General features: G+C 67.6%; 20 protein-coding genes, 2 tRNA genes and 1 pseudogene. 10 read left to right on the top strand and 13 right to left on the bottom strand.

The annotated features are described in order from the left end of the window. Window positions 1-23: 23 nt before the first annotated feature. The 3 genes from HBE64_RS23570 (at window position 24) to HBE64_RS23560 (ending at window position 1,313) form a co-directional block, all read left to right on the top strand. Window positions 24-968: a DUF3566 domain-containing protein gene (locus tag HBE64_RS23570; RefSeq protein WP_167107969.1), complete on the top strand. Its 945-nt coding sequence runs from the start codon at window positions 24-26 to the stop codon at window positions 966-968. A 64-nt stretch (window positions 969-1,032) separates the two neighbouring features. After that, window positions 1,033-1,106, top strand: a tRNA-Ile gene (locus HBE64_RS23565). 134 nt (window positions 1,107-1,240) lie between these two features. Further along, window positions 1,241-1,313 (top strand) — tRNA-Ala (locus HBE64_RS23560). Between the two features lie 32 nt (window positions 1,314-1,345). Here HBE64_RS23560 and HBE64_RS23555 read toward each other — a convergent pair. Both HBE64_RS23555 and cwsA read right to left on the bottom strand, forming a co-directional pair. Continuing rightward, window positions 1,346-2,704, bottom strand: a complete 1,359-nt coding sequence (locus HBE64_RS23555; RefSeq protein ID WP_167107966.1) for an L-serine ammonia-lyase — start codon at window positions 2,702-2,704, stop codon at window positions 1,346-1,348. 5 nt (window positions 2,705-2,709) lie between these two features. After that, entirely contained in the window at window positions 2,710-3,117 is a 408-nt protein-coding gene (gene cwsA / locus HBE64_RS23550) for a cell wall synthesis protein CwsA (RefSeq protein ID WP_167107963.1), read from the bottom strand. A 59-nt stretch (window positions 3,118-3,176) separates the two neighbouring features. Here cwsA and HBE64_RS23545 point away from each other — a divergent pair, with 59 nt between their 5' ends. Next, the gene (locus HBE64_RS23545; RefSeq protein ID WP_167107959.1) at window positions 3,177-3,722 is read left to right on the top strand and encodes a peptidylprolyl isomerase; all 546 of its coding nucleotides are present in this window, start codon (window positions 3,177-3,179) and stop codon (window positions 3,720-3,722) included. A 79-nt stretch (window positions 3,723-3,801) separates the two neighbouring features. On the opposite strand, the gene HBE64_RS23540 is transcribed toward HBE64_RS23545, so the two are convergent. Further along, window positions 3,802-4,218 carry a PH domain-containing protein gene (locus HBE64_RS23540; protein ID WP_167109575.1) on the bottom strand — a complete coding sequence of 139 codons (417 nt, stop codon included), beginning with the start codon at window positions 4,216-4,218 and terminating at the stop codon, window positions 3,802-3,804. A 156-nt stretch (window positions 4,219-4,374) separates the two neighbouring features. After that, window positions 4,375-4,656: a cell division protein CrgA gene (gene crgA / locus HBE64_RS23535; protein ID WP_167107956.1), complete on the bottom strand. Its 282-nt coding sequence runs from the start codon at window positions 4,654-4,656 to the stop codon at window positions 4,375-4,377. Window positions 4,657-4,703: 47 nt separating this feature from the next. Between crgA and HBE64_RS23530 the strand changes: the two genes are divergently transcribed. Both HBE64_RS23530 and HBE64_RS23525 read left to right on the top strand, forming a co-directional pair. Then, complete coding sequence (locus HBE64_RS23530) at window positions 4,704-5,495, top strand: DUF881 domain-containing protein (RefSeq protein WP_167107954.1); 792 nt, start codon at window positions 4,704-4,706, stop codon at window positions 5,493-5,495. Between the two features lie 27 nt (window positions 5,496-5,522). Then, on the top strand, window positions 5,523-6,200 hold the full coding sequence (locus tag HBE64_RS23525) for an aminodeoxychorismate/anthranilate synthase component II (protein WP_167107951.1): 678 nt from the start codon (window positions 5,523-5,525) through the stop codon (window positions 6,198-6,200). Between the two features lie 3 nt (window positions 6,201-6,203). On the opposite strand, the gene pknB is transcribed toward HBE64_RS23525, so the two are convergent. The 6 genes and pseudogenes from pknB to HBE64_RS23495 all read right to left on the bottom strand — a co-directional run bounded on the left by pknB (window position 6,204) and on the right by HBE64_RS23495 (window position 13,650). Continuing rightward, window positions 6,204-8,084, bottom strand: a complete 1,881-nt coding sequence (pknB, locus tag HBE64_RS23520; RefSeq protein WP_167107948.1) for a Stk1 family PASTA domain-containing Ser/Thr kinase — start codon at window positions 8,082-8,084, stop codon at window positions 6,204-6,206. Next, window positions 8,081-9,319, bottom strand: coding sequence for a protein kinase (locus HBE64_RS23515; RefSeq protein WP_371744033.1), 1,239 nt, complete (start codon window positions 9,317-9,319; stop codon window positions 8,081-8,083). Before HBE64_RS23515 ends, pknB begins: the two co-directional genes overlap by 4 nt. A 66-nt stretch (window positions 9,320-9,385) precedes the next feature. Beyond that, window positions 9,386-10,861 carry a D,D-transpeptidase PbpA gene (gene pbpA / locus HBE64_RS23510; protein ID WP_167107944.1) on the bottom strand — a complete coding sequence of 492 codons (1,476 nt, stop codon included), beginning with the start codon at window positions 10,859-10,861 and terminating at the stop codon, window positions 9,386-9,388. Next, window positions 10,858-12,264, bottom strand: coding sequence for an FtsW/RodA/SpoVE family cell cycle protein (locus HBE64_RS23505; RefSeq protein ID WP_167107941.1), 1,407 nt, complete (start codon window positions 12,262-12,264; stop codon window positions 10,858-10,860). Before HBE64_RS23505 ends, pbpA begins: the two co-directional genes overlap by 4 nt. Before the next feature lie 178 nt (window positions 12,265-12,442). After that, window positions 12,443-12,562: pseudogene (locus HBE64_RS24830) on the bottom strand (hypothetical protein); the annotation flags it as partial. A 53-nt stretch (window positions 12,563-12,615) separates the two neighbouring features. Next, window positions 12,616-13,650, bottom strand: a complete 1,035-nt coding sequence (locus HBE64_RS23495) for a phosphodiester glycosidase family protein (protein ID WP_167109574.1) — start codon at window positions 13,648-13,650, stop codon at window positions 12,616-12,618. A 278-nt stretch (window positions 13,651-13,928) separates the two neighbouring features. Between HBE64_RS23495 and HBE64_RS23490 the strand changes: the two genes are divergently transcribed. After that, complete coding sequence (locus tag HBE64_RS23490) at window positions 13,929-14,207, top strand: GlsB/YeaQ/YmgE family stress response membrane protein (RefSeq protein WP_167107938.1); 279 nt, start codon at window positions 13,929-13,931, stop codon at window positions 14,205-14,207. A 195-nt stretch (window positions 14,208-14,402) separates the two neighbouring features. On the opposite strand, the gene HBE64_RS23485 is transcribed toward HBE64_RS23490, so the two are convergent. Continuing rightward, window positions 14,403-15,158, bottom strand: a complete 756-nt coding sequence (locus HBE64_RS23485) for a pirin-like bicupin family protein (RefSeq protein WP_167107935.1) — start codon at window positions 15,156-15,158, stop codon at window positions 14,403-14,405. Window positions 15,159-15,252: 94 nt separating this feature from the next. On the opposite strand from HBE64_RS23485, the gene HBE64_RS23480 reads away from it, so the two are divergent. Next, entirely contained in the window at window positions 15,253-15,699 is a 447-nt protein-coding gene (locus tag HBE64_RS23480; RefSeq protein WP_167107932.1) for a MarR family winged helix-turn-helix transcriptional regulator, read from the top strand. A gap of 53 nt (window positions 15,700-15,752) precedes the next feature. On the opposite strand, the gene HBE64_RS23475 is transcribed toward HBE64_RS23480, so the two are convergent. Next, entirely contained in the window at window positions 15,753-16,151 is a 399-nt protein-coding gene (locus tag HBE64_RS23475) for a heme-binding protein (protein ID WP_167107929.1), read from the bottom strand. Window positions 16,152-16,516: 365 nt separating this feature from the next. On the opposite strand from HBE64_RS23475, the gene HBE64_RS23470 reads away from it, so the two are divergent. Together HBE64_RS23470 and HBE64_RS23465 are read left to right on the top strand one after the other, a co-directional pair. Beyond that, window positions 16,517-17,476 (top strand): ferritin-like domain-containing protein, encoded by a 960-nt coding sequence (locus tag HBE64_RS23470; RefSeq protein ID WP_167107926.1) that lies wholly within the window; start codon window positions 16,517-16,519, stop codon window positions 17,474-17,476. Between the two features lie 88 nt (window positions 17,477-17,564). After that, window positions 17,565-18,518 (top strand): L-lactate dehydrogenase, encoded by a 954-nt coding sequence (locus tag HBE64_RS23465; RefSeq protein ID WP_167107923.1) that lies wholly within the window; start codon window positions 17,565-17,567, stop codon window positions 18,516-18,518. Window positions 18,519-18,520: 2 nt separating this feature from the next. Here the strand turns inward: HBE64_RS23465 and HBE64_RS23460 are convergent, their stop codons facing one another. Next, the gene (locus HBE64_RS23460; protein WP_167107920.1) at window positions 18,521-19,513 is read right to left on the bottom strand and encodes a sigma-70 family RNA polymerase sigma factor; all 993 of its coding nucleotides are present in this window, start codon (window positions 19,511-19,513) and stop codon (window positions 18,521-18,523) included. Between the last annotated feature and the right edge of the window lie 23 nt (window positions 19,514-19,536).

Here is a 19,536-nt window from a genome sequence, read left to right as displayed (position 1 = left end):
GGGCAACAGGTGAGGAGCTGGTGGTGAGCGCACCCAACGAGCCGGGTCAGCCCGGACCGGGCGAGGGTCCGGGCAACGGGAACGGCTCGGCGGACCGGGCCGCGCCCTGGCCTGCCTCGGGGCCCAATGGTGGAACCGCTGATGTCCCGCCGTGGCAGCGGGGAGCTACGCGGGCCCGTCAGGGCGCCGCGCCGCAGCGTCCGGCGGCTGAGGGCGCTCCGCGGCCCGAGCCGCGTCCGTCGGCGCCGCAGGCAGGCTCACCGAGCATCGAGGATCGGGTGACCCGTTTCATCACCGGAACGGCGGCACCCGACTTGTCGACGCTCGGCGGCCCGCCACCGGTCCGTCAGGAGGCCCGGCCACCGGTCCGTCAGGAGGCCCGGCTGGAAGCCGAGCCGCCCGCGCCGCGCCCGGAGACCCGTGCCGAGCGCACCGAGGTCGCCCGGCCGGAGGCCTACGCCAGTGAGCTGCCCGACCTCTCAGGTCCGCCGCCCAAGCCGGTGCAAGCCCGCAAACCCGCGCCCGAGCGTCCGGCAGCCGAGGCGGCACCGGCCAAGTCCCCCAGCCCGATGCAGCGAATTCAGGTCGCCGCCAACCGTTCTCGCGGTCCGGTGCGTGCCAGCATGCAGATTCGGCACATCGACCCGTGGAGCGCGCTGAAGGTGTCGCTGCTGTTGTCGGTGGCGTTGTTCTTCGTCTGGATGATCGCCGTGGCGTTCCTGTATCTGGTGCTGGGCGGCATGGGTGTGTGGAGCAAGCTCAACAGCAACGTCGGCGATCTGCTGACCGCCACCAGCGGTGGCGGTGGCGAGCTGGTGTCCAGTGGGACGATCTTCGGCGGTGCCGCGCTGATCGGTCTGGTGAACATCGTGCTGTTGACGGCGATGGCCACGGTGGGTGCGTTCATCTACAACCTGAGCACCGACATCGTCGGCGGCATCGAGGTCACCCTGGCTGACCGGGACTGATCGACCGGTTTGGGTGCAGTGCCCGGGTTGCGGTAATCTCGTCGCTCGGTCGTATGAGTAATACGGGCCTATAGCTCAGGCGGTTAGAGCGCTTCGCTGATAACGAAGAGGTCGGAGGTTCGAGTCCTCCTAGGCCCACGATGTCCTGGTCAACGGGAAGGGCGTCCGTGAGGATTGCGGTACTGCTTTCGGTGCTGGTCGCGGGCGCGGTGCTGGTCGGGATCGGCCGCCGCGGCGAAACCTGGCACACCCTTGATGACCGTGACTGACTCGGGGCCTTAGCTCAGTTGGTAGAGCGCTGCCTTTGCAAGGCAGATGTCAGGAGTTCGAATCTCCTAGGCTCCACAAAGTTCCCTCGCGCCACCCAGCAAGCGAATTCAGCACTCCACCACGTTGAGGGCAAGTCCGCCTTTCGCGGTCTCCTTGTACTTCTCGGCCATGTCGGCCCCGGTCTCGCGCATGGTTTTGATGGCGGTGTCGAGGCTGACGTAATGGGTGCCGTCGCCGTGCATCGCCATCCGCGCGGCGGTGATCGCCTTGACCGCGGCCACCGCGTTGCGTTCGATGCACGGGATCTGCACCAGACCGCCCACCGGATCGCAAGTGAGGCCGAGGTTGTGCTCGATGCCAATCTCGGCGGCGTTCTCCACTTGCGCCGGCGTCCCGCCGAGCACCGCGGTCAGCCCGGCAGCGGCCATCGAGCACGCCGAGCCGACCTCACCCTGACAGCCCACCTCCGCACCGGAAATCGACGCATTCGCCTTGAACAGCACACCGATCGCGGCCGCGGTCAGCAGAAACTGCACCACGCCGTCGTCCGAGGCGCCGGGCACGAAACGCGAATAGTAATGCAGCACAGCGGGAATCACCCCGGCCGCACCGTTGGTCGGGGCGGTGACGACTCGGCCGCCCGCGGCGTTCTCCTCGTTGACGGCCAGCGCGTACACCGTGGTCCAGTCCAGCGCATACAACGGGTCGTCGGGCTTGGCCTCCAGCTGGGCGGCCAACGCCCCCGCCCGGCGCTTGACCGCCAGCCCGCCCGGCAACACACCGCGATGGGTCAGACCGGCGTTGACGCAGTCCTGCATCACCGCCCAGATCTCCAGCACGCCGGCGCGAAGGTCCTCGTGGCGGGCCAGTGCCCGCTCGTTGTCAGCCATCAACTCGGCGATGCTGCACCGCCGGCCGACCGCCAGTGCGACCAGTTCCTTTGCGGTACTGAATGGATAGGGCAACTCGGCCAAGCCACCGGCCGGTGCGGCCGCCTCGTCCTCGTCGAGCACCGCGCCGCCGCCGACCGAGAAATAGATCCGCCGATCAAGCACGGCGCCGACCTCGTCGAGCGCCTCGAACGCCATGCCGTTGGAATGAAAATCCAAGCGGTCCAGCCGAAGTGCGATATCGGAGTCGACGTCGAAGTCGATGCTCCGCCCACCACCCAATCCCAGGCGTCCGGTATCGCGCACCGCCTGCACACGACGGGGCGCTTCCGCGGGGTCTACGGACTCCGGGTCGGCACCGGCCAGGCCGAGCACCACCGCGCCGACGGTGCCGTGCCCGGCCCCCGTCGCCCCGAGTGATCCGTACAGCTGCACCCGGATCCGGGCAGTCGAACTCAGCAGACCCCGTTCGGCGAGCCGGGCGACGAAGCGGGCGGCGGCCCGCATCGGCCCGACCGTGTGTGAACTCGACGGGCCGATGCCGATCGAGAACAGGTCGAAGACGCTGACGGCCATGCCCACTACGGCTTCGGGGCGACCTCGACGCTGGGCGGCAACGCGGACGGCTCGGGCTGCATGGAGCGGCGCACAATGCGCAACGCCACCGCACCGCCGACCAGCGTCGCCAGACCGAGGCCGCCGAACACCAGCAGGCGCCGGCGGCGACGGGGTGCGGTGCGCGCCTCCTGCAGGGCGGCAGGCAACTCGGCGACCACCTGTTTGACCGCCGCGGCCTCCTGCGCGAGCTGCTGCCGTGCGGCGCGGGTGTCGCGGTAGCGGCGGCGGATGCCCGCGGCCGCCGACTCCGCCGAGTGCACGGTCAACCCGACGGCGCCGCGGGTGACGTCCACCGGGCCGACCGCGGTGTAGTGCAGTCCGCGGTTCAGACGCTGCCGGGAGGTGAGCTTCGGTTCGGTCTTGCGGCCCATGGGCTCAACACTGCCACACCCCCGGACCGGGTGGCCGCGAGATGACGCACAGAGGCCTAGTGGCACACTGTGAATTCGTGACGAGCCCCATTGCGACCGCGACAGCGACCCTGCACACCAACCGCGGCGACATCAAGATCGCCCTGTTCGGCAATCACGCCCCCAAGACCGTCGCCAACTTCGTCGGCCTGGCCCAGGGCACCAAGGAGTACTCGACGCAGAACGCGTCGGGCAGCACCGCCGGACCCTTCTACGACGGTGCGGTGTTCCATCGCGTCATCGACGGCTTCATGATCCAGGGCGGCGACCCGACCGGCACCGGCCGTGGCGGACCGGGCTACAAGTTCGCCGACGAGTTCCACGGCGAGCTGCAGTTCGACAAGCCCTACCTGCTGGCGATGGCCAACGCCGGGCCGGGCACCAACGGCTCGCAGTTCTTCATCACCGTCGGTCCGACCCCGCATCTGAACCGTCGGCACACCATCTTCGGTGAGGTCGTCGACCCGGAGTCGCAGAAGGTCGTCGACGCCATCGCCACCACCGCCGTCGATCGCAACGACCGCCCCACCGAGCCGGTCGTGATCGAGTCGGTCACCATCTCCTGATTTCTCGCCGCCGAGACTGCAGTTGTTGGCGTCCCCACCCGGGAAACGCGTACAACAACGGCGGTCTGGGTGCGCGAATTCACCGACCCGCGTAGCCGGCGTCGGTGAGCGCGTCGAGCACGGTCAACGGTTCGGTACCCAGGTCCCACCGGCTGAGCACGATCAGCCGGTTGTCTGTGGTGTCGATCTCCAAAAGTCGGACTTTGCGGCCGATACGCCGGAACTCGGTGATGCGGATCAGCGCGATGTCCGGGTTCCGCAAAGTGTGTGACCGGAACCAGCCCCGGTAGACGAGGCCGTCCTGGGTGATTGCCAGCCGGGGCCGGGCACGCCAGGAGCCGGTTGCAAACAGAATCAGCCCCACTGCGGCAACGCCCGATAGAATCCGCCCCGGAGGGTCTGTGACCACGGTCACACAGGCGATTGCCATCACAAAACCGGCCAATCCGAGAGCTGCGATACCCGCGGGGTTGGGTGCCCACTCAGTTTGCTGCACGGGGTCCTCGGCTGCCTCCACCGTGGGGAATGCAGTTATCCACAGGTGCTATCAACAATGGGGATGAATCACATCGATGTGATTGGTTTACCAGTAGGTTGCCAGCGCAGTAACGGTCGGCGCACAGCGTCGGACCCGAAAGCTTGTCGGCGCCACTCACCGCCACCGCATGGTGAGCAACAAACCTGTGATCATGAAGGCAAACGCGATCGCGTAGTTCCACGGACCCAGGTTCGACATCCACTGCAGGGCGCTGGGGGTGTCCAACCCGGAGGCTGCCAGCTGGAACACCAGCAGCCAGATCAGCCCGATCAGCATCAGGCTGATGAACAGTACGACGAACCACACACTCGACGGCCCGGCCTTGACCTTCACCGGGGTACGGCTGACCTGCTTGACGGTGAAGTCGTTCTTCTTGCGAACCTTGGACTTGGGCATGGGTACCTTCGGGACGAATCGGTGCGACGATGGTGCGCAGATCGACTATGAGATTAACGCAGCGACGCCGCGACCAGACACACGCGGCACCGGCGACGACCGCGGCTCCGCACTCGGCGTGGCGCTACGGCGTCCCGGTGGTGTGCCTGCTGGCCGGTCTGCTGCTGGCCGCCACCCACGGGGTCTCCGGTGGCGGCGAGATCCGCCGCAGCGACGCTCCACGGCTGGTCGACCTGGTGCACGACGCCCAGAACTCGGTGGATCGGCTCAGCGCTCAGCGCGATGCCCTGGCCGCCCAGGTGGACTCCACCCATGGCGCCTCGGCAGGCACGGCGCTGGCGGCGATGCAGGCCCGCGCCGACCTGCTCGCCGGTGACGCCGGCCTAGTCCCGGTACACGGCCCCGGCCTGGTGGTGACGCTGTCCGACGCCCAGCGCGACGCTAACGGCCGCTTTCCCCGCGATGCGTCCCCCGATGACCTCGTGGTGCATCAGCAGGACATCGAGGCCGTTCTGAACGCGCTGTGGAGCGCAGGCGCCGAGGCCATCCAGATGCAGGACCAGCGGATCATCAACACCTCCGCGCCGCGCTGCGTGGGCAACACCCTGCTGCTCAACGGGCGCACCTACAGCCCGCCGTATGTCGTCACCGCGATCGGAGATGCGGGCGCGATGCAGGCCGCGCTGGGCGCAGCGCCGCTCGTCACGCTCTACAAGCAGTATGTGGTGCGGTTCGGACTCGGCTACAGCGAGCAGGTGCGCGCCGACGTCGAGGTGGCCGGCTACACCGAACCGGTGCGGATGCGCTACGCCCAGCCCGCTGGTCCTGTCGGATATTGAGGCGATAGTCCCAGGTAACCTTGCACGGTGCAGGTCTTGGTCGTCGACAACTACGACAGCTTTGTGTTCAACCTGGTCCAGTACCTGGGCCAGCTCGGGGTGGACGCCCAGGTCTGGCGCAACGACGACACCCGCCTGGCCAACGCCGACGCTGTCGCGGCGGAATTCGACGGGATCCTGCTGAGCCCCGGCCCGGGTACACCCGAGCGCGCGGGTGCCTCGATCCCGCTGGTGCGCGCATGCGCGGCGGCCGGCACCCCGCTGCTGGGCGTATGCCTGGGCCACCAGGCGATCGGCGTGGCGTTCGGCGGCACCGTCGACCGTGCGCCCGAACTTCTACACGGTAAGACCAGCACCGTCTACCACACGAATGTCGGTGTGCTGCACGGACTTCCGAATCCCTTTACCGCGACGCGCTACCACTCCCTGACGATCCTGCCCGAGACGGTGCCCGCCACCCTCGAGGTGACGGCGAAGACTCGCGGCGGCGTGATCATGGCGGTTCGGCACGTCGAGCTGCCGATCCACGGGGTGCAGTTCCATCCCGAGTCGATCCTGACCGAGGGCGGGCACCGGATGCTGGCCAACTGGCTGGGCTACTGCGGCGCCGCGCCCGCGGAGACGTTGGTGAGCCGACTCGAGCAGGAAGTCGCCGATACCGTGCGGCACGCGACCGCCAACGACCCGCTGACGGCTACGCGCTGACGGCTACGACGCGAAGCTGAGCGTGATCGTCGCCCCGAAGGTCACCGGGGTACCGGCCGGTGGGCTCTGCGTCACGACGCCGTTGCTGCGGACGCCGCTGTTGTCGACATTGGGGCCCTTGTCCAGCCCGCCGGTCCAGCCCAGGCTCCGTAGCCGGGGTTCGGCGTCGGTCCAGAACTGACCCTTGAGGTCGGGCATCACGAATTGGTTGCCCTTGGACACCTGGATCTGGACCACCGTGTCCTGGGGAACGACCTGTCCCGCCGCCGGGTCCGAGCCGACAACCTGACCGCTGGGTTCGGTGCTGTCGACGGGAACTGGGAAGAACTTGAGGAAGCCCGACGCTGTGAGGATCTGTCCAGCGACGTCTTGGGTTTGACCGGAGATCACAGGCACCGCCGCGGTCTGCGGCCCGTTGCCGACGACGATGGTGATTTCGTTGGTGATCGCTGAAAGCTGGTTGGCAGGCGGGACAGTGGACACAACTTTGTCCTTGTCCTCCGGCTTGGAGGGCGAGTCCGTCTCCTTGAACTTGCCGAAGCCGGCGTCTCTGAGCTTCTTTACGCAATCTGCGTAACTGAGTGTGGTGCAGTCCGGGACTTCGACTTGCTTGGGTCCCGTCGAGACGTTGATCGCGATATCGTCACCGGCGGCCGCCATCGAGTTGGCGGGGGGATCGGTGTCGATCACCTTGTCCGGCGGCACGGTGTTATCGGGCTTTTGGTTGGTGTGGATCTTGAAACCCTTGTTCTGCAGCGTCGCGATCGCGTCGGCGCCGGCTTGCCCCCGCACGTCGGGCACCTGCACATTGCGGGGGTTGCCGCTGACCATGTTGATCGCGACCGTCACCACGACGGTGAGAATCGCCAGCACCGCGACGGCGATCAGCCAGCGTCCGATCGAACCGCCGGACCGGTCCCGCTCGACGAACTGACCGGGCTGCGCAATCTCATCGGTGGTCTCGGTGCTCGACGGCACCCGCGGGGCCGCGTGCATCATCGAGGTGCGTTCGGCCGGGGTGAACACCTTGGGTGCCTCCGGCGCCTCGCCGTTGTGCACCCGCACCAGGTCGGTGCGCATCTCGGCGGCCGTCTGGTAGCGGTTGTCCGGGTTCTTGGCCAGCGCCTTGAGGACGACAGCATCGAGCTCCGGAGAGATGCCCGAATGCTTCTGTGACGGCGGCACCGGATCTTCGCGGACGTGCTGATAGGCCACCGCCACCGGCGAATCACCGATGAAAGGCGGCTCGCCGGTGAGGATTTCGTAGAGCACGCAGCCCAGGGAGTAGACATCGGAGCGGGCGTCGACGGACTCGCCGCGGGCCTGCTCCGGGGACAGGTACTGGGCGGTGCCTATCACTGCGGCCGTTTGGGTGACGCTGTTGCCGGCGTCGGCCAGGGCGCGGGCGATGCCGAAGTCCATCACCTTCACCGCGCCGGTCTTGGAGATCATGATGTTGGCCGGCTTGACGTCGCGATGGATGATGCCGTGCTGGTGGCTGAAATTCAGCGCCTGGCAGGCGTCGGCGATGATCTCGATGGCCCGCCGCGGCGGCATCGGACCGTCGGTGTGCACGATGTCGCGCAGGGTCACCCCGTCGACGTACTCCATCACGATGTAGGGCAGCGGTCCGGCGGTCGTCTCGGCTTCGCCGGTGTCGTAGACGGCCACGATCGCCGGGTGGTTCAGTGCCGCGGCGTTCTGCGCTTCACGGCGGAACCGCAGATAGAAACTGGGGTCGCGGGCCAGGTCAGCGCGCAGCACCTTGACCGCCACGTCGCGGTGCAGACGGGTGTCGCGGGCCAGATGCACCTCGGACATGCCGCCGAAGCCGATGATCTCGCCCAGCTCGTAGCGGTCCGACAGGTGCTGCGGGGTGGTCATCGCGGTTGCTCGTCGTCGGGGTAGGCGTGTTCGATCGTGGCCAACCGGATCACCAGATCATTTCCGTCCCAGGCCGACGGGGCCGGCTGCGCGGTGGGGCTCGGCGTCACCGTCTCGGTCTCGGTGCGTTGCACCGGCGGGGTGTTACGCCGGTCGCGGTCGGCCAGCACGATCAGGATCGCGCTGATGATCGCGAGCGCGCCCAGCACACCGGCCGCCCACAGCAGCGCCCGCTGACCCGAGGAGAAGGTGCGTCGGGCCGGCTGTGTGCGGTGCCCGCCCGTCGCGGGACGTGGCCGGGGCGCAGCGACGGGGACGGGCGCAGGCAGGCGCGGCGAACTGCCCGGGATCGCCGCGGGGGTGGCCCGGATGGTCGGTGCGGAGTTCGGCCGCGGCGGACGGCGACCGGCGCGCACCGCGCCGACCGCGTCGGCGAACTGGCCGCCGTTGCGGTAACGCATGCCCGGGTTCTTGACCAGGGTGATCTCGATGAGTTCTCGCACATTTGGCGGCAGGTCGGCCGGCAACGGCGCAGGCGTCTCCTTGATGTGCTTCATCGCCACCGTCAAGGCGCCGTCACCGACGAACGGGCGCTTACCCGAAACTGCTTCGTAGCCAACAACTCCCAACGCGTAGACGTCGCTGGCGGCGGTGGCGTCGTGGCCCAGGGCCTGTTCGGGCGCGATGTACTGGGCGGTGCCCATCACCATGCCCGTCTGGGTGACGGGGGCGGCGTCGACGGCCTTGGCGATACCGAAGTCGGTCAGCTTCACCTGGCCGGTCGGGGTGATCAGGATGTTGCCGGGCTTGACGTCGCGGTGCACCAGCCCGGCGGCGTGCGCCACCTGCAGCGCGCGGCCGGTCTGCTCCAGCATGTCCAGGGCGTGGCGCAGCGAGAGCCGGCCGGTGCGCTTGATGACGGAGTTCAGCGGCTCGCCGTTGACCAGCTCCATCACCAGATAGGCGGTGCGGCCCTCGCCGTCCATGTCGGTTTCGCCGTAGTCGTGCACGGCCGCGATCCCGGGGTGGTTGAGCATCGCTACGGTGCGCGCCTCAGCGCGGAACCGTTCGACGAACTCGGGGTCAGAGGAGTACTCCGCCTTGAGCACCTTCACGGCCACCCGCCGGCCCAGCCGGCTGTCGACGGCCTCCCACACCTGGCCCATGCCGCCGGTGGCAATGAGCCGCTGCAGCCGGTACCGGCCGGACAGCGTCACTCCTACGCGCGGGCTCATTGCTTGCCTCGCTTCGCTCGCCTGCGCGGGCTCATGGCTTGCCTCGCTTCGCTCGGCTGCGGGGACTCACGATGCCCCCTGCAGAGCTGCCGCAATCGTGGCCCGCCCGATCGGCGCGGCCAGCGAACCGCCGGTTGCCGAGAGCCGGTCGCCGCCGTTCTCGATCAGCACCGCGATCGCGACCTTGGGATTCTGGGCTGGGGCGAACGCGATGTACCAAGCATGCGGTGGAGTGTTCCTCGGGTCGGTGCCGTGCTCGGCGGTACCGGTCTTGGAGGCGATCTGGACGCCCGGAATCGCTCCCTTTTGCTGGGTGAGCTGTTCGGCACCGATCATCAAATCAGTTAGCTTAGCGGCGACCTGGGGAGAAACCGCACGCCGCTGCTCCTGCGGCGCGGTGGTGGCGATGTTCGACAGGTCCGGCCCCTTGAGACTGTCGACCAGGTAGGGCTGCATCAACACCCCGGAGTTGGCGATGGTCGCTGCCACCTCCGCGTTCTGCAACGGTGTCACTGCCACGTCCTTCTGACCCATACTCGACATTCCCAGCGCCGCGGCGTCGGCGATCGGGCCGGTGGTGGACTCGGCGACCTCCAACGGGATCGGCGCCGGTGCACTGTCCAGCCCGAACGCCTGCGCGGTACTGCGCAGCGCTTCGGCACCTACCCGGATACCCAGTTCGACGAAAGCGGTATTGCAGGACCGGGCGAACGCGTCCCGCAGCGAGGCGGTCGGGCCGTCACCGCACGGGGTGGCGCCGTAGTTCTCCAAGGTCGCGGTGCTGTTGGGCAGCTGAATCTGCGGGGCTGCGGTCAGCTGGTCGGTGTCGCTGACGCCGGCCTGCAGTGCCGCGGCGGTGGTGATCACCTTGAACGTGGAGCCGGGTGGGAACGTTTCGGCGATGGCGCGGTTGGTCAACGGCGAGCCGGGATCGTCGCGCAACTGCTGCCAGGCCTTGCCCTGCTCCTCGGTGTCATGGGTGGCCAGCAGATTGGGGTCATACGAGGGCGCCGACACCATCGCCAGGATCTTGCCGGTAGACGGCTCCAGCGCCACCACCGAGCCCTTGCACGGCCCATTGCAGCCCTGCTGCATCGCGTCCCACGCGGCCTGCTGCACCCGCGGGACGATCGTCGTGTCGACGTTGCCGCCGCGCGGATCGCGGCCGGTGAAGAAGTCGGCCAGCCGGCGGCCGAACAGGCGCTGATCGGAGCCGTTGAGAATGCTGTCCTCGGCGCGCTCCAGGCCGCTGCTGGAGTAGCGCAGCGAGTAGAAGCCCGTAACCGGTGCGTAGGCAAAGGGATTCGGGTACACCCGCAGGAATCGGTAGTGGCCGCTGGTGGACACCGAGTAGGCCAGCAGCTGTCCGCCCGCGGTGATCTGCCCACGTTGCCGGGAGTACTCGTCGAGCAGCACCCGCTGGTTACGCGGGTCGGCCCGCAGGCCGTCGGCGCGGAACACCTGGGTGACCGTCGCGTTGACCAGAAGGAGCACGATCAACGCCATAATCATGATCGAGATACGTCGCAGTGAGGTGTTCATACGCGCTCGATCACCTCGGTGCTGGCCGCCGCGATCGGGGTGTGCGGGCTGGTCATGATCGGCCGCCGCGCGGCATGGGAGATCTTCACCAGGATCGCCAGCAGCAGGTAATTGGCAACCAGCGACGAGCCGCCGTAGGACATCCACGGAGTGGTAAGCCCGGTCAGCGGGATCAGTCCGGTGACACCGCCGACGACGATGAACAACTGGATGGACAGAGTGGAGGCCAGGCCCGCGGCCAGCAGCTTGCCGAAGCTGTCGCGCACCGCGATCGCGGTGCGCAGGCCGCGCAGGATCAGGATGGTGTAAAGCAGCAGCACCCCGGCCAGGCCCACCAGGCCCAGCTCTTCGCCGACGGCGGCGGTGATGAAGTCGGTCGACGCAGCGGGCACGGTCCCGGGCTGGCCGTTACCCAGACCGGTGCCGAAGATGCCGCCGGTGGCGAAGCTGAACTGCGACTGCACCATCTGATAGCCGGCGCCCTCGGGGTCGGCGAACGGATCCAGCCAGGTCTGCACGCGCACCCGGACATGTCCGAACAGGTGGTAGGCCACCACGCTGCCCGCGGCGAACAAGGTCAAGCCGATCGCAACCCAGCTGAATCGCTCGGTGGCGATGTAGACCATCACCAGAAACGACGCGTACAGCAACAGTGAGGTGCCGAGGTCCTTCTCGAACACCATCACTCCGACCGAGGCGATCCATGCCACCAGCAGCGGGGCCAGGTCGCGCGGGCGGGGCAGGTCCATCCCCAGGACGTGCTTGCCGGCGCTGGTGAACAGATTGCGCTTGGCCACCAGGACCGAGGCGAAGAAGATCAGCAACAGGATCTTGGAGAACTCGGCGGGCTGAATGCTGAAGCCCGGGAACCGAATCCAGATCTTGGCACCGTTGGTCTCGGAGAATCTGGCCGGCAGCAGCGCAGGAATGACCAGCAGCACCAGGCCGACCAGACCGAAGACGTAGCCGTAGCGAGCCAGGATCCGGTGGTCTTTGAGGAAGACGAGAACCAACGAGAAGCCGACGACACCGACGAGCGTCCACAACATCTGCTGAGAGTCACTGGGGCCCTTGGCCGATGCCGCCAGCGCGCCGGGCACCAGATCGAGCCGGTGGATCATCACCAGGCCGAGTCCGTTGAGCAGCGTGACGATGGGCAGCAGCACCGGGTCGGCGTAGGGCGCATAGCGCCGGATCGCCAGGTGCGCGCAGATGAACAGGGTCAGGAAAGCCAGTACGGAACTGGCCAGATCCCAGCTGATCCCCTGCTCCTGATTGGCCTCCACGATCATCAGCGCGACCGCGGTGATCAGCGTCGCGAAGATCAGCAGCGCCAACTCGGTGTTGCGCCGGGTCGGGGCGACCGGCGCCACGGTCACGGGGGCTTGCGGTTGGGTACTCATGCTGCCGCCCGGCAGTCCACACCCGGCTTCTGCGGCGGCGCGGGCAACTGGGTTACCGTCGGTGACGGGCTAGGCGGTGCGGGCGGTACAACGGATTCCGTTGCTGCCGTGGCGCTTTCACTATTGGTGACGGTCGGCGACGGGCTCGGTGGGGGCGCCGGGGTAGTGCGCGGTGCCGCGCGACCACGTCGACGATGCGGCCGTCGATGGCGTTGCGCTGCCCGGCCAACTCGGCCAACTCCTCGAAGAGCACCTCAAGGCGCTTCTTGGGAGTGGCTACCGCAGCCGACGAAGACATGACCCCATCATCGCAACAGGGTCCGACAAAAAACGGCCGCCACATCCCGACAGCTAGCTGAAGGCAAGCCAACTCGGCAGTGCCCGCTCACGCGAGTCGCAGAGCACCTGCATCGTGTCGCAGGACCCCTTCGGCACGCCGGCACCCGCCCACATGCCGCCGGTATCGCGGCGCAGCACGATCGCCGACGAGCCGCCACCGTCGAGCAGAATGGCTGTGTCGCTTCCCAATCCGCGGAACAGGTCCTGAATCTGGTCGGGGGTGTAACTGCCGCCCTGGAAGATGTACATCTCGTCCTTGTCGCGGGCGTAGGCCAACGCCGTGCGGGCCGCGCTGGGGCCCGGATCGTTCATCTGCCCGGTGTCACCCGGCGCCAGCAGCTTCAGGCCGCTGACTGCGGCGAACCTGGTGCCTTTGTCCATCAGGCCTTGGATCACCGGCGACGCGGCGTCGTAGTCGTCGGGCGACTTGGGTGTCACGACGAACGGGGCGCCGGCCACCGGCAGGATCATCGTCGTCAGGGCTGTCCACACTTCGTCGCCTCCGGACAGCGCCTGCTTTCCGGCGTAGGCGATGGTCCCGGTGACGGCGGTATTGGCGCGGCCCTGCCCGCGGGTGTTGTCGACGTAGGCGCCCAGAGGAGAACTGCAGCCCGTCGTCTTCCATGAACCCGCTTGCTGGGAGCGGACATCGAAGAAATTGGCATTGATGGCGATGGTGGGCTGACCGAGAGCCTGCCAGGCCTGCAGCGGGGAATAGGTCTCGGAGGCTTGAACGAGTCCTTCACGGGTGCGCGCGCCGGGGGTGCTCTCGCAGCGCGCTTGGTAGCCGGTGTGGGTGTCGACGAGCAGCCGGGGAGTCAGGCGTTGTGAGGCGCCCTTGATGATCATCAGGTGACCACCGTCGGTCATCTCGTACCAATTGCCAGCGGCATTGAGCAGCGGGGCGGGGTAGCCGCCACCGAAGTTGTAGACGAGGTAGCTGCCGCGCGTCGTCGCGATTGCCTGAGCCAACTGATCGCGGCCGTCGGCCACCGCCACCGGCGCGCCCGTGGTGGCGGCCAGTGTCAGGCAGGCGATCGCCGCCATCGAGGCGGCGGCGACGCGGCGAACGATCGCGACCGGGCTTGGCACAGTTGCCCTTTCGGTGAGAAACGTCGAAATACGGCAACAATCACTGTAGCCACAGCAATCACACAGTCAACTTTCGTAACAATCGCATGACGGTTCGGGCCCAGCGCTATTACAGGCGCGCCGAAGTGTTTGCTGATGCGCCTACCGGCGGGCGCGAGGTTATCGACTCCCAGAAATGGGAACACGTGCTCTGCGCGGATCCCGCCCGGGGCCGCCCAACACTAGGAGCAGCAATGATCGGAACGATTATCGGAGCGATCGTCGTCGGCTTGATCGTCGGCGCGCTGGCGCGCCTGGTGATGCCCGGCAAGCAGAACATCGGCGTCATCATGACGATCCTGCTGGGAGTGGTCGGCTCCTTCCTGGGATCCTGGATCAGCTATCAGTTCGGATACGCCAACTCCAACGGCGGATTCGCGATCATCCCGTTCCTGGTCGGCATCGTTGTCGCCGTGGTGCTGATCGGGATCTACGTGGCAGTCACCGGACGGCGCGACCAGGTCCACCGCTAAGGGGTCACCGTCCCGGCGGCGCGAGGCGATACACCGCGCCGTCGGGACCGGTCGCCGCGGCCCCTGGGCGGCCCTACCGGACCGCCTCGTCGTCCTGACACCCGCCGACTAAGGTCTGCTGAAACTCCAGTGTGCCTGCGCGCCAACGGAAGAGCGAGCGGCGCGCCGGCGGGGATGACGGCAACGCAACCGGCGCTAGCCCGCCAAGCCGGCATGCATCTCCCAGACCAGGATCTCCGAAGGCGCGGTCGCGGTGACCCGCTGTCCACCCGAGGCGGTGAACCGCACCGCGTCGCCGTCGGTCAACTCGCCGGCGCCTTCCAGCGTCACCTCGCCGCGGGGGACGAACAGGTGCAGATACGGGGCCTCGGGCAGTTGCACGCTGTCACCGGGTTGCAGTCGCGCGCCGTGCAGTGCGGCGTAGCGGTTGTGGATGCTGATCGCGCTCGCGTTCCGGTGTTCGGGCATTCCTGATGCGATCGTGACCAGGCCGCCGCGCAGCAGTTCGTCGTCGATCTCGAGCTGCTGGTAGCCGGGGGTGACGCCAGCCTCGTCCGGCACCACCCACATCTGTACGAAATGCACTGGCTCGTCGTGGCTTTCACCGCCGGTGAGCGACCACGAGTCGTTCTTCTCGGAATGCAGGATGCCGCGGCCCGCGGACATCCGCTGGGCCAGTCCGGGGTAGATTACGCCCGAGTGCCCGGTCGAGTCCTGGTGGACGAGCGAGCCCTGCAGCACCCAGGTGACGATCTCCATGTCCCGGTGCGGGTGGGTGTCGAATCCAGTACCCGGTTTTACGATGTCGTCGTTGTTCACCAGGAGCAGTCCGTGATGGGTGTTGGCCGGGTCGTAGTGGTCGGAGAACGAGAACGAGTGCTTCGAGTCTAGCCACGAGATCTTTGTCGCGGCGCGGTCGGCGGCACGTCGAATGTCGACTGTGGCGGCCATGTCATCACCCCTTTGGGTCGTTGCCAGCCTAGGTGGCAGGCGATGATCTCGACAACTCCCATGACGTGTCATCTATTCCGCTAGGCTGGGCGCCATGACGCAGCGCTGGCTGACCGAGAGCCAACAGCGGGTCTGGCGCAACTATCTGGCCATGGTGACGCGACTGGAATCGGCGATGAACCGACAGCTCCAGGCCGATTGCGGGCTGTCGCTGGCCGATTACGAAGTATTGGTGGCGCTGTCCGAACAGGGCGAGTTGAGGGTCTTCGAACTCGCCGAAGAACTGGGGTGGGAGCAGAGCCGACTGTCTCATCAGCTGGCCCGGATGCGGGCCCGGGGCCTGGTCGAGCGCCAGAGCAGCGAGCGTGACCGTCGCGGTGCCGTCGTCGATATCACTGCGACCGGACGGCGTTCGTTGGCCACCGCGGCCCCCGGCCATGTCGAGCTGATTCGCTCGACGCTGTTCGACGGGATGACCCCGGCGCAGCTGCGCGCACTCGACGAGCTGACCCGCACGGCACTGGCCCGGCTGGAGCCCTGACGCAATCCGCCGCCACGGCGCAGGGCTGTGGCGGCGGATTGTCCGGTGGCGGATCAGCCGGCCATGAACTCGTTGTAGGCCGACGACAGATTCGGCGGCAACACCGTGATGTTGCACGACCGCTGGACGTCGCCGATCGGGGCCAGGATGCCGCGCAGGTCGTAGTACTCCTGCGGGTTGGCGGTGAAGTAACCGCGCACGTCGGCCGCCGCCTGTGGACGCGGCTGGTTGGCTGCCGCTGTCAGCACCTGTCCCGCACCGGGATGGGTGGCCAGATACTGCTGGGCCGAACCCGTGACGGAGCTGACGGTGTTGGCAACAGCGGCGCCGCTGCAATCCGGTGCGGCCGAGGCGATCGGCGCTCCCAGAGTCACCAGTGCCAGCCCCCCGGCCAGCACACCGGTACACACCGCCGCAGTCTTCCTGACCGGCGAAATGCCGTTGAATGTCATGATGTCTACTTCCTTTGATCGGTCAATCGATTGCTCATCCCCGCCCCTGAAAACCAAAGTACCCCTGAGGGTTTCCAGCAAAACTTCGTTCGTCTTGCGCTGACCGGTACGCGCGGTGGCGTTACACGATGCGGGGGTGATCTTGCGCGCAGTTTCGCCCATCAGGTTTGAGCGCACTGTCGCCAGAGTCGAATTCCCTTCTGGCGCCTTAACAATCAGCGTGAACCCTTAGGAAACTGTGACGTCATCTGTAATTCAACCGTGACCTCCTGCAAACGCGAATAGCCACCGCAACGATCGGGTAGAGGCCTTAGTAGGTGCAGACCCATGCGCCGACACCATCCGTCAACGCAGGGAGACCCGATATGAGCATGTCCGACACAACTCTGCTCGCGCAGCTGCGCGCAGCACTCGACCTGACCAATACCGAAATCCAGATCGCCGAGACCCGCGTCGCACAGGCACGGACCGAGGCGGTCCGCCGTGAGCTGACTCAGAATGCGGCCAACGGCCGCGAGCGCGCCGAGGCCATCGAGGAGGCCATCCGCGACCTCGGTGGCTTCCCCGACGTCATCGGACCGTTCTTCGGCCGTGCTGCGGCGGCGGTCAAGGCCCTCACCGAGCAAGCCCAGCCGTTCGAGGAGGCGCTGCTGGGTGATCTCGCCCTGGAGGGGCAGTTGCTCGACCGCGCCCGCTACATCAAGGCGCTGGCCGTCGCCGCAAAGCGCCCCGAGGTCGAGGCACTGGCCAACCGGCTCATCACCGCGCATTCGGCCACGGTTGACTGGCTCACCACGGTCCTGGCCGAGGACGCCCTCGGCGGCCCCGCGGCCCTGCGCCGGACCCCGGTTCAGGTCGTGACCGGGCTCGCGCTGCGGCTGGCCAACTGGCCGCTGATCTCCTCGATGCGCGGCGCCGACCGCGCGCTGCACACGCTGCGCAGCGCCCGGCCTGCAGTCGACGACCTGATCAGCCGTGGCGCGCACGTCGGCGAGGTCGCGGTCAAGGCCGCGGCCGCCTCCCGTGACGCGGCGCTGGAGACCGCCGAGAAGGTGACCCGCCGTGAGGGCGCCGACGGCGCCGCCGACGCGCTGCACTCGATGCGCAGCGCCACCGGCATCCTCGAGGCGGAGGAGCTGCCCATTGCCGGCTACGACGAGTTGAACCTCAACGAAGCCGTCGCGGCGGTGAAGGATCTCACCGACCCGTCCGATCTGCGTGTAGTCATCGCCTACGAGGAGGCGCACAAGGCCCGCCAGCGCGTCGTGTCCGCCGCGCAGACCCGGGTCGCCGCGATCGCACAGGAGATCGTCGGGATCGACTGACCCCAAGGCCGCGAGTGGCCACGTGCAACACGCATCCTCCGGGATTCGGTGGCGTACGTGGCCACTCGCCGCAGGGAATGATGGGGGGATGTCCGAACATCACGCTGGCAAGGTCTCGATCGTCGGAGTCGGCAGCGTAGGGACCGCCATCGCCTATGCGTGCCTGATCCGCGGCTCGGCGAGCGCATTGGCGCTCTACGACACCAACCTCAAGAAGGTGCGCGCCGAGGTGCTCGACCTCAACCACGGCAGTCAGTTCGTGCCGCAGTGCACGGTGACCGGCTCGGATCAGGTGGACGTCACCGCCGGATCGGCGATCGTCATCGTCACCGCGGGCGCCAAACAGCATCCCGGTCAGAGCCGGTTGGAGCTCGCCGCCACGAATGTGGCTATGGCACAACAACTCACGCCGCAGCTACTGGAGCACTCGCCGCGCGCGATCATCATTTTCATCACCAACCCGGTCGACATCGTCACCTACGCCGCCGCCAAGTCCGTCGACGCGCCGCCAGGACGGATCTTCGGCTCGGGAACGGTGTTGGACTCCGGGCGGTTCCGGTTCCTGATCGGCCAGCGCGCCGGGGTGGCCGTCGGCAACGTGCACGGTGTGATCGTCGGCGAACACGGTGATTCGGAGATCTCGCTGTGGTCGAGTGTGTCGATCGGCGGTGTGCCTGCCGATCAGTTCCGAAGCCAGGGTGCGCTCGTCTTCGACGAAGTCACCCGGGCCCGGGTCTCGGCGGAGGTGGTCAATGCCGCCTACGAGATCATCGAGGGCAAGGGTGCGACCAACCTGGCGATCGGCCTGTCGACCGCGCGGATCATCGAAGCGGTGCTGGGCAATCAGCATCGGGTGCTGCCGGTGTCGACGGTGCAGACCGGGGCCTACGACATCACCGGTGTGGCCCTGTCGTTGCCGACGCTGGTGTCGGCGGCCGGGGCCGGCGAAGTCCTGCAGGCTCCGATGGCCGTGCACGAGCTGCTGGGTCTGCAGGCCTCCGCCGCCACGCTGCGCGCCGCCCAGGAGTCGCTGCAGCTGTGAGTCTAAAGCGCTTCTGGTAGGCCGAATTTCGCGAACAAGCTGGTGTCCAGGAACGCCACGACATGTGACACCCCGGCCGGGGTCATGTCGAGTACGTGGAGTTGGAACGGCACATGCCGGCCGCCGGTGTCGGGCAGCCGCATGTACATCGCGGCGGCCGGCTGGCCGTTGGCCGTCAACGGCAGCAGCCGCATGTCGCCGGCCTCGCTGGCCGGGCAGTTGTGGTGGATGAGCTCGCCGATGGCAGGCCCGCCCTGGTACCAGCCGACGAACGGCGGCATCTCCCACACGGCTTCGTCGGTGAACATCGTGACCAGGCGCTCGATGTCGTAGTCCTCGAACGCCGCGATGTAGCGGGCCAACTGCTCACGGGCCTCCGGAGAGTCCGGGTCCGACAGCTGATCGTCCTCGCTGGGGGCGACCGCATCGAGCTGAGCCCGTGCCCGCTGCAGCAGGCTGTTCACCGCGGCCGTGGAGGTACCGACGGCCTCGGCCACCTCGGCGGCCCGCCACTGCAGGACGTCACGCAGCACCAGGACCGCCCGCTGCCGTGGCGACAGATGCTGCAGCGCCGCCACGAACGCCAGCCGGACGGACTCCCGGGAACCGACGATCACTGAGGGATCAGAAGGATCATCGGCAGGATCCGGCAGGGGCTCCAGCCACGGCACCTCGGCACGCTCGACCAGCTCGTCGGTCGGGTTGGAACTCGGCGCCCCCAGACCCGTCGGCAGCGGCCGGCGCTGCCGGCCCTCCAGCGCGGTCAGGCAGGTGTTGGTGGCGATGCGGTGCAGCCAGGTCCGTACCGACGATTTGCCCTCGAAGCCGGCGTAGGCCTTCCAGGCTCGCAGAAACGTCTCCTGGACCAGGTCTTCGGCGTCGTGCAACGACCCCGTCATCCGGTAGCAGTGCGCCAACAACTCCCGCCGGTAGGGCTCGGCCCGGGACAGGAAATCGTCGTCCCCCTCGTCAAGACTTCGTGCGAGCACGCTCACTCAACCGAGCTTACGCACGGCCA

The sequence above is a fragment of the Mycobacterium sp. DL592 genome, from assembly GCF_011694515.1.
Classification (GTDB): Bacteria; Actinomycetota; Actinomycetes; order Mycobacteriales; family Mycobacteriaceae; genus Mycobacterium.
The sequence above is the reverse complement of the archived record's forward strand: the minus strand, read 5'-3'. Positions and strand labels throughout refer to the sequence as shown.

Excerpts from the sequence above, each read along its gene's own strand:
- HBE64_RS23555 (WP_167107966.1), bottom strand. The coding sequence starts at position 2,704 with ATGGCCGTCAGCGTCTTCGACCTGTTCTCGATCGGCATCGGCCCGTCG.
- cwsA (WP_167107963.1), bottom strand. The coding sequence starts at position 3,117 with ATGGGCCGCAAGACCGAACCGAAGCTCACCTCCCGGCAGCGTCTGAAC.
- crgA (WP_167107956.1), bottom strand. The coding sequence starts at position 4,656 with ATGCCCAAGTCCAAGGTTCGCAAGAAGAACGACTTCACCGTCAAGCAG.
- HBE64_RS23530 (WP_167107954.1), top strand. The coding sequence starts at position 4,704 with ATGAGATTAACGCAGCGACGCCGCGACCAGACACACGCGGCACCGGCG.
- pknB (WP_167107948.1), bottom strand. The coding sequence starts at position 8,084 with ATGACCACCCCGCAGCACCTGTCGGACCGCTACGAGCTGGGCGAGATC.
- HBE64_RS23515 (WP_371744033.1), bottom strand. The coding sequence starts at position 9,319 with ATGAGCCCGCGCGTAGGAGTGACGCTGTCCGGCCGGTACCGGCTGCAG.
- pbpA (WP_167107944.1), bottom strand. The coding sequence starts at position 10,861 with ATGAACACCTCACTGCGACGTATCTCGATCATGATTATGGCGTTGATC.
- HBE64_RS23505 (WP_167107941.1), bottom strand. The coding sequence starts at position 12,264 with ATGAGTACCCAACCGCAAGCCCCCGTGACCGTGGCGCCGGTCGCCCCG.
- HBE64_RS23495 (WP_167109574.1), bottom strand. The coding sequence starts at position 13,650 with ATGGCGGCGATCGCCTGCCTGACACTGGCCGCCACCACGGGCGCGCCG.
- HBE64_RS23490 (WP_167107938.1), top strand. The coding sequence starts at position 13,929 with ATGATCGGAACGATTATCGGAGCGATCGTCGTCGGCTTGATCGTCGGC.
- HBE64_RS23485 (WP_167107935.1), bottom strand. The coding sequence starts at position 15,158 with ATGGCCGCCACAGTCGACATTCGACGTGCCGCCGACCGCGCCGCGACA.
- HBE64_RS23480 (WP_167107932.1), top strand. The coding sequence starts at position 15,253 with ATGACGCAGCGCTGGCTGACCGAGAGCCAACAGCGGGTCTGGCGCAAC.
- HBE64_RS23475 (WP_167107929.1), bottom strand. The coding sequence starts at position 16,151 with ATGACATTCAACGGCATTTCGCCGGTCAGGAAGACTGCGGCGGTGTGT.
- HBE64_RS23470 (WP_167107926.1), top strand. The coding sequence starts at position 16,517 with ATGAGCATGTCCGACACAACTCTGCTCGCGCAGCTGCGCGCAGCACTC.
- HBE64_RS23465 (WP_167107923.1), top strand. The coding sequence starts at position 17,565 with ATGTCCGAACATCACGCTGGCAAGGTCTCGATCGTCGGAGTCGGCAGC.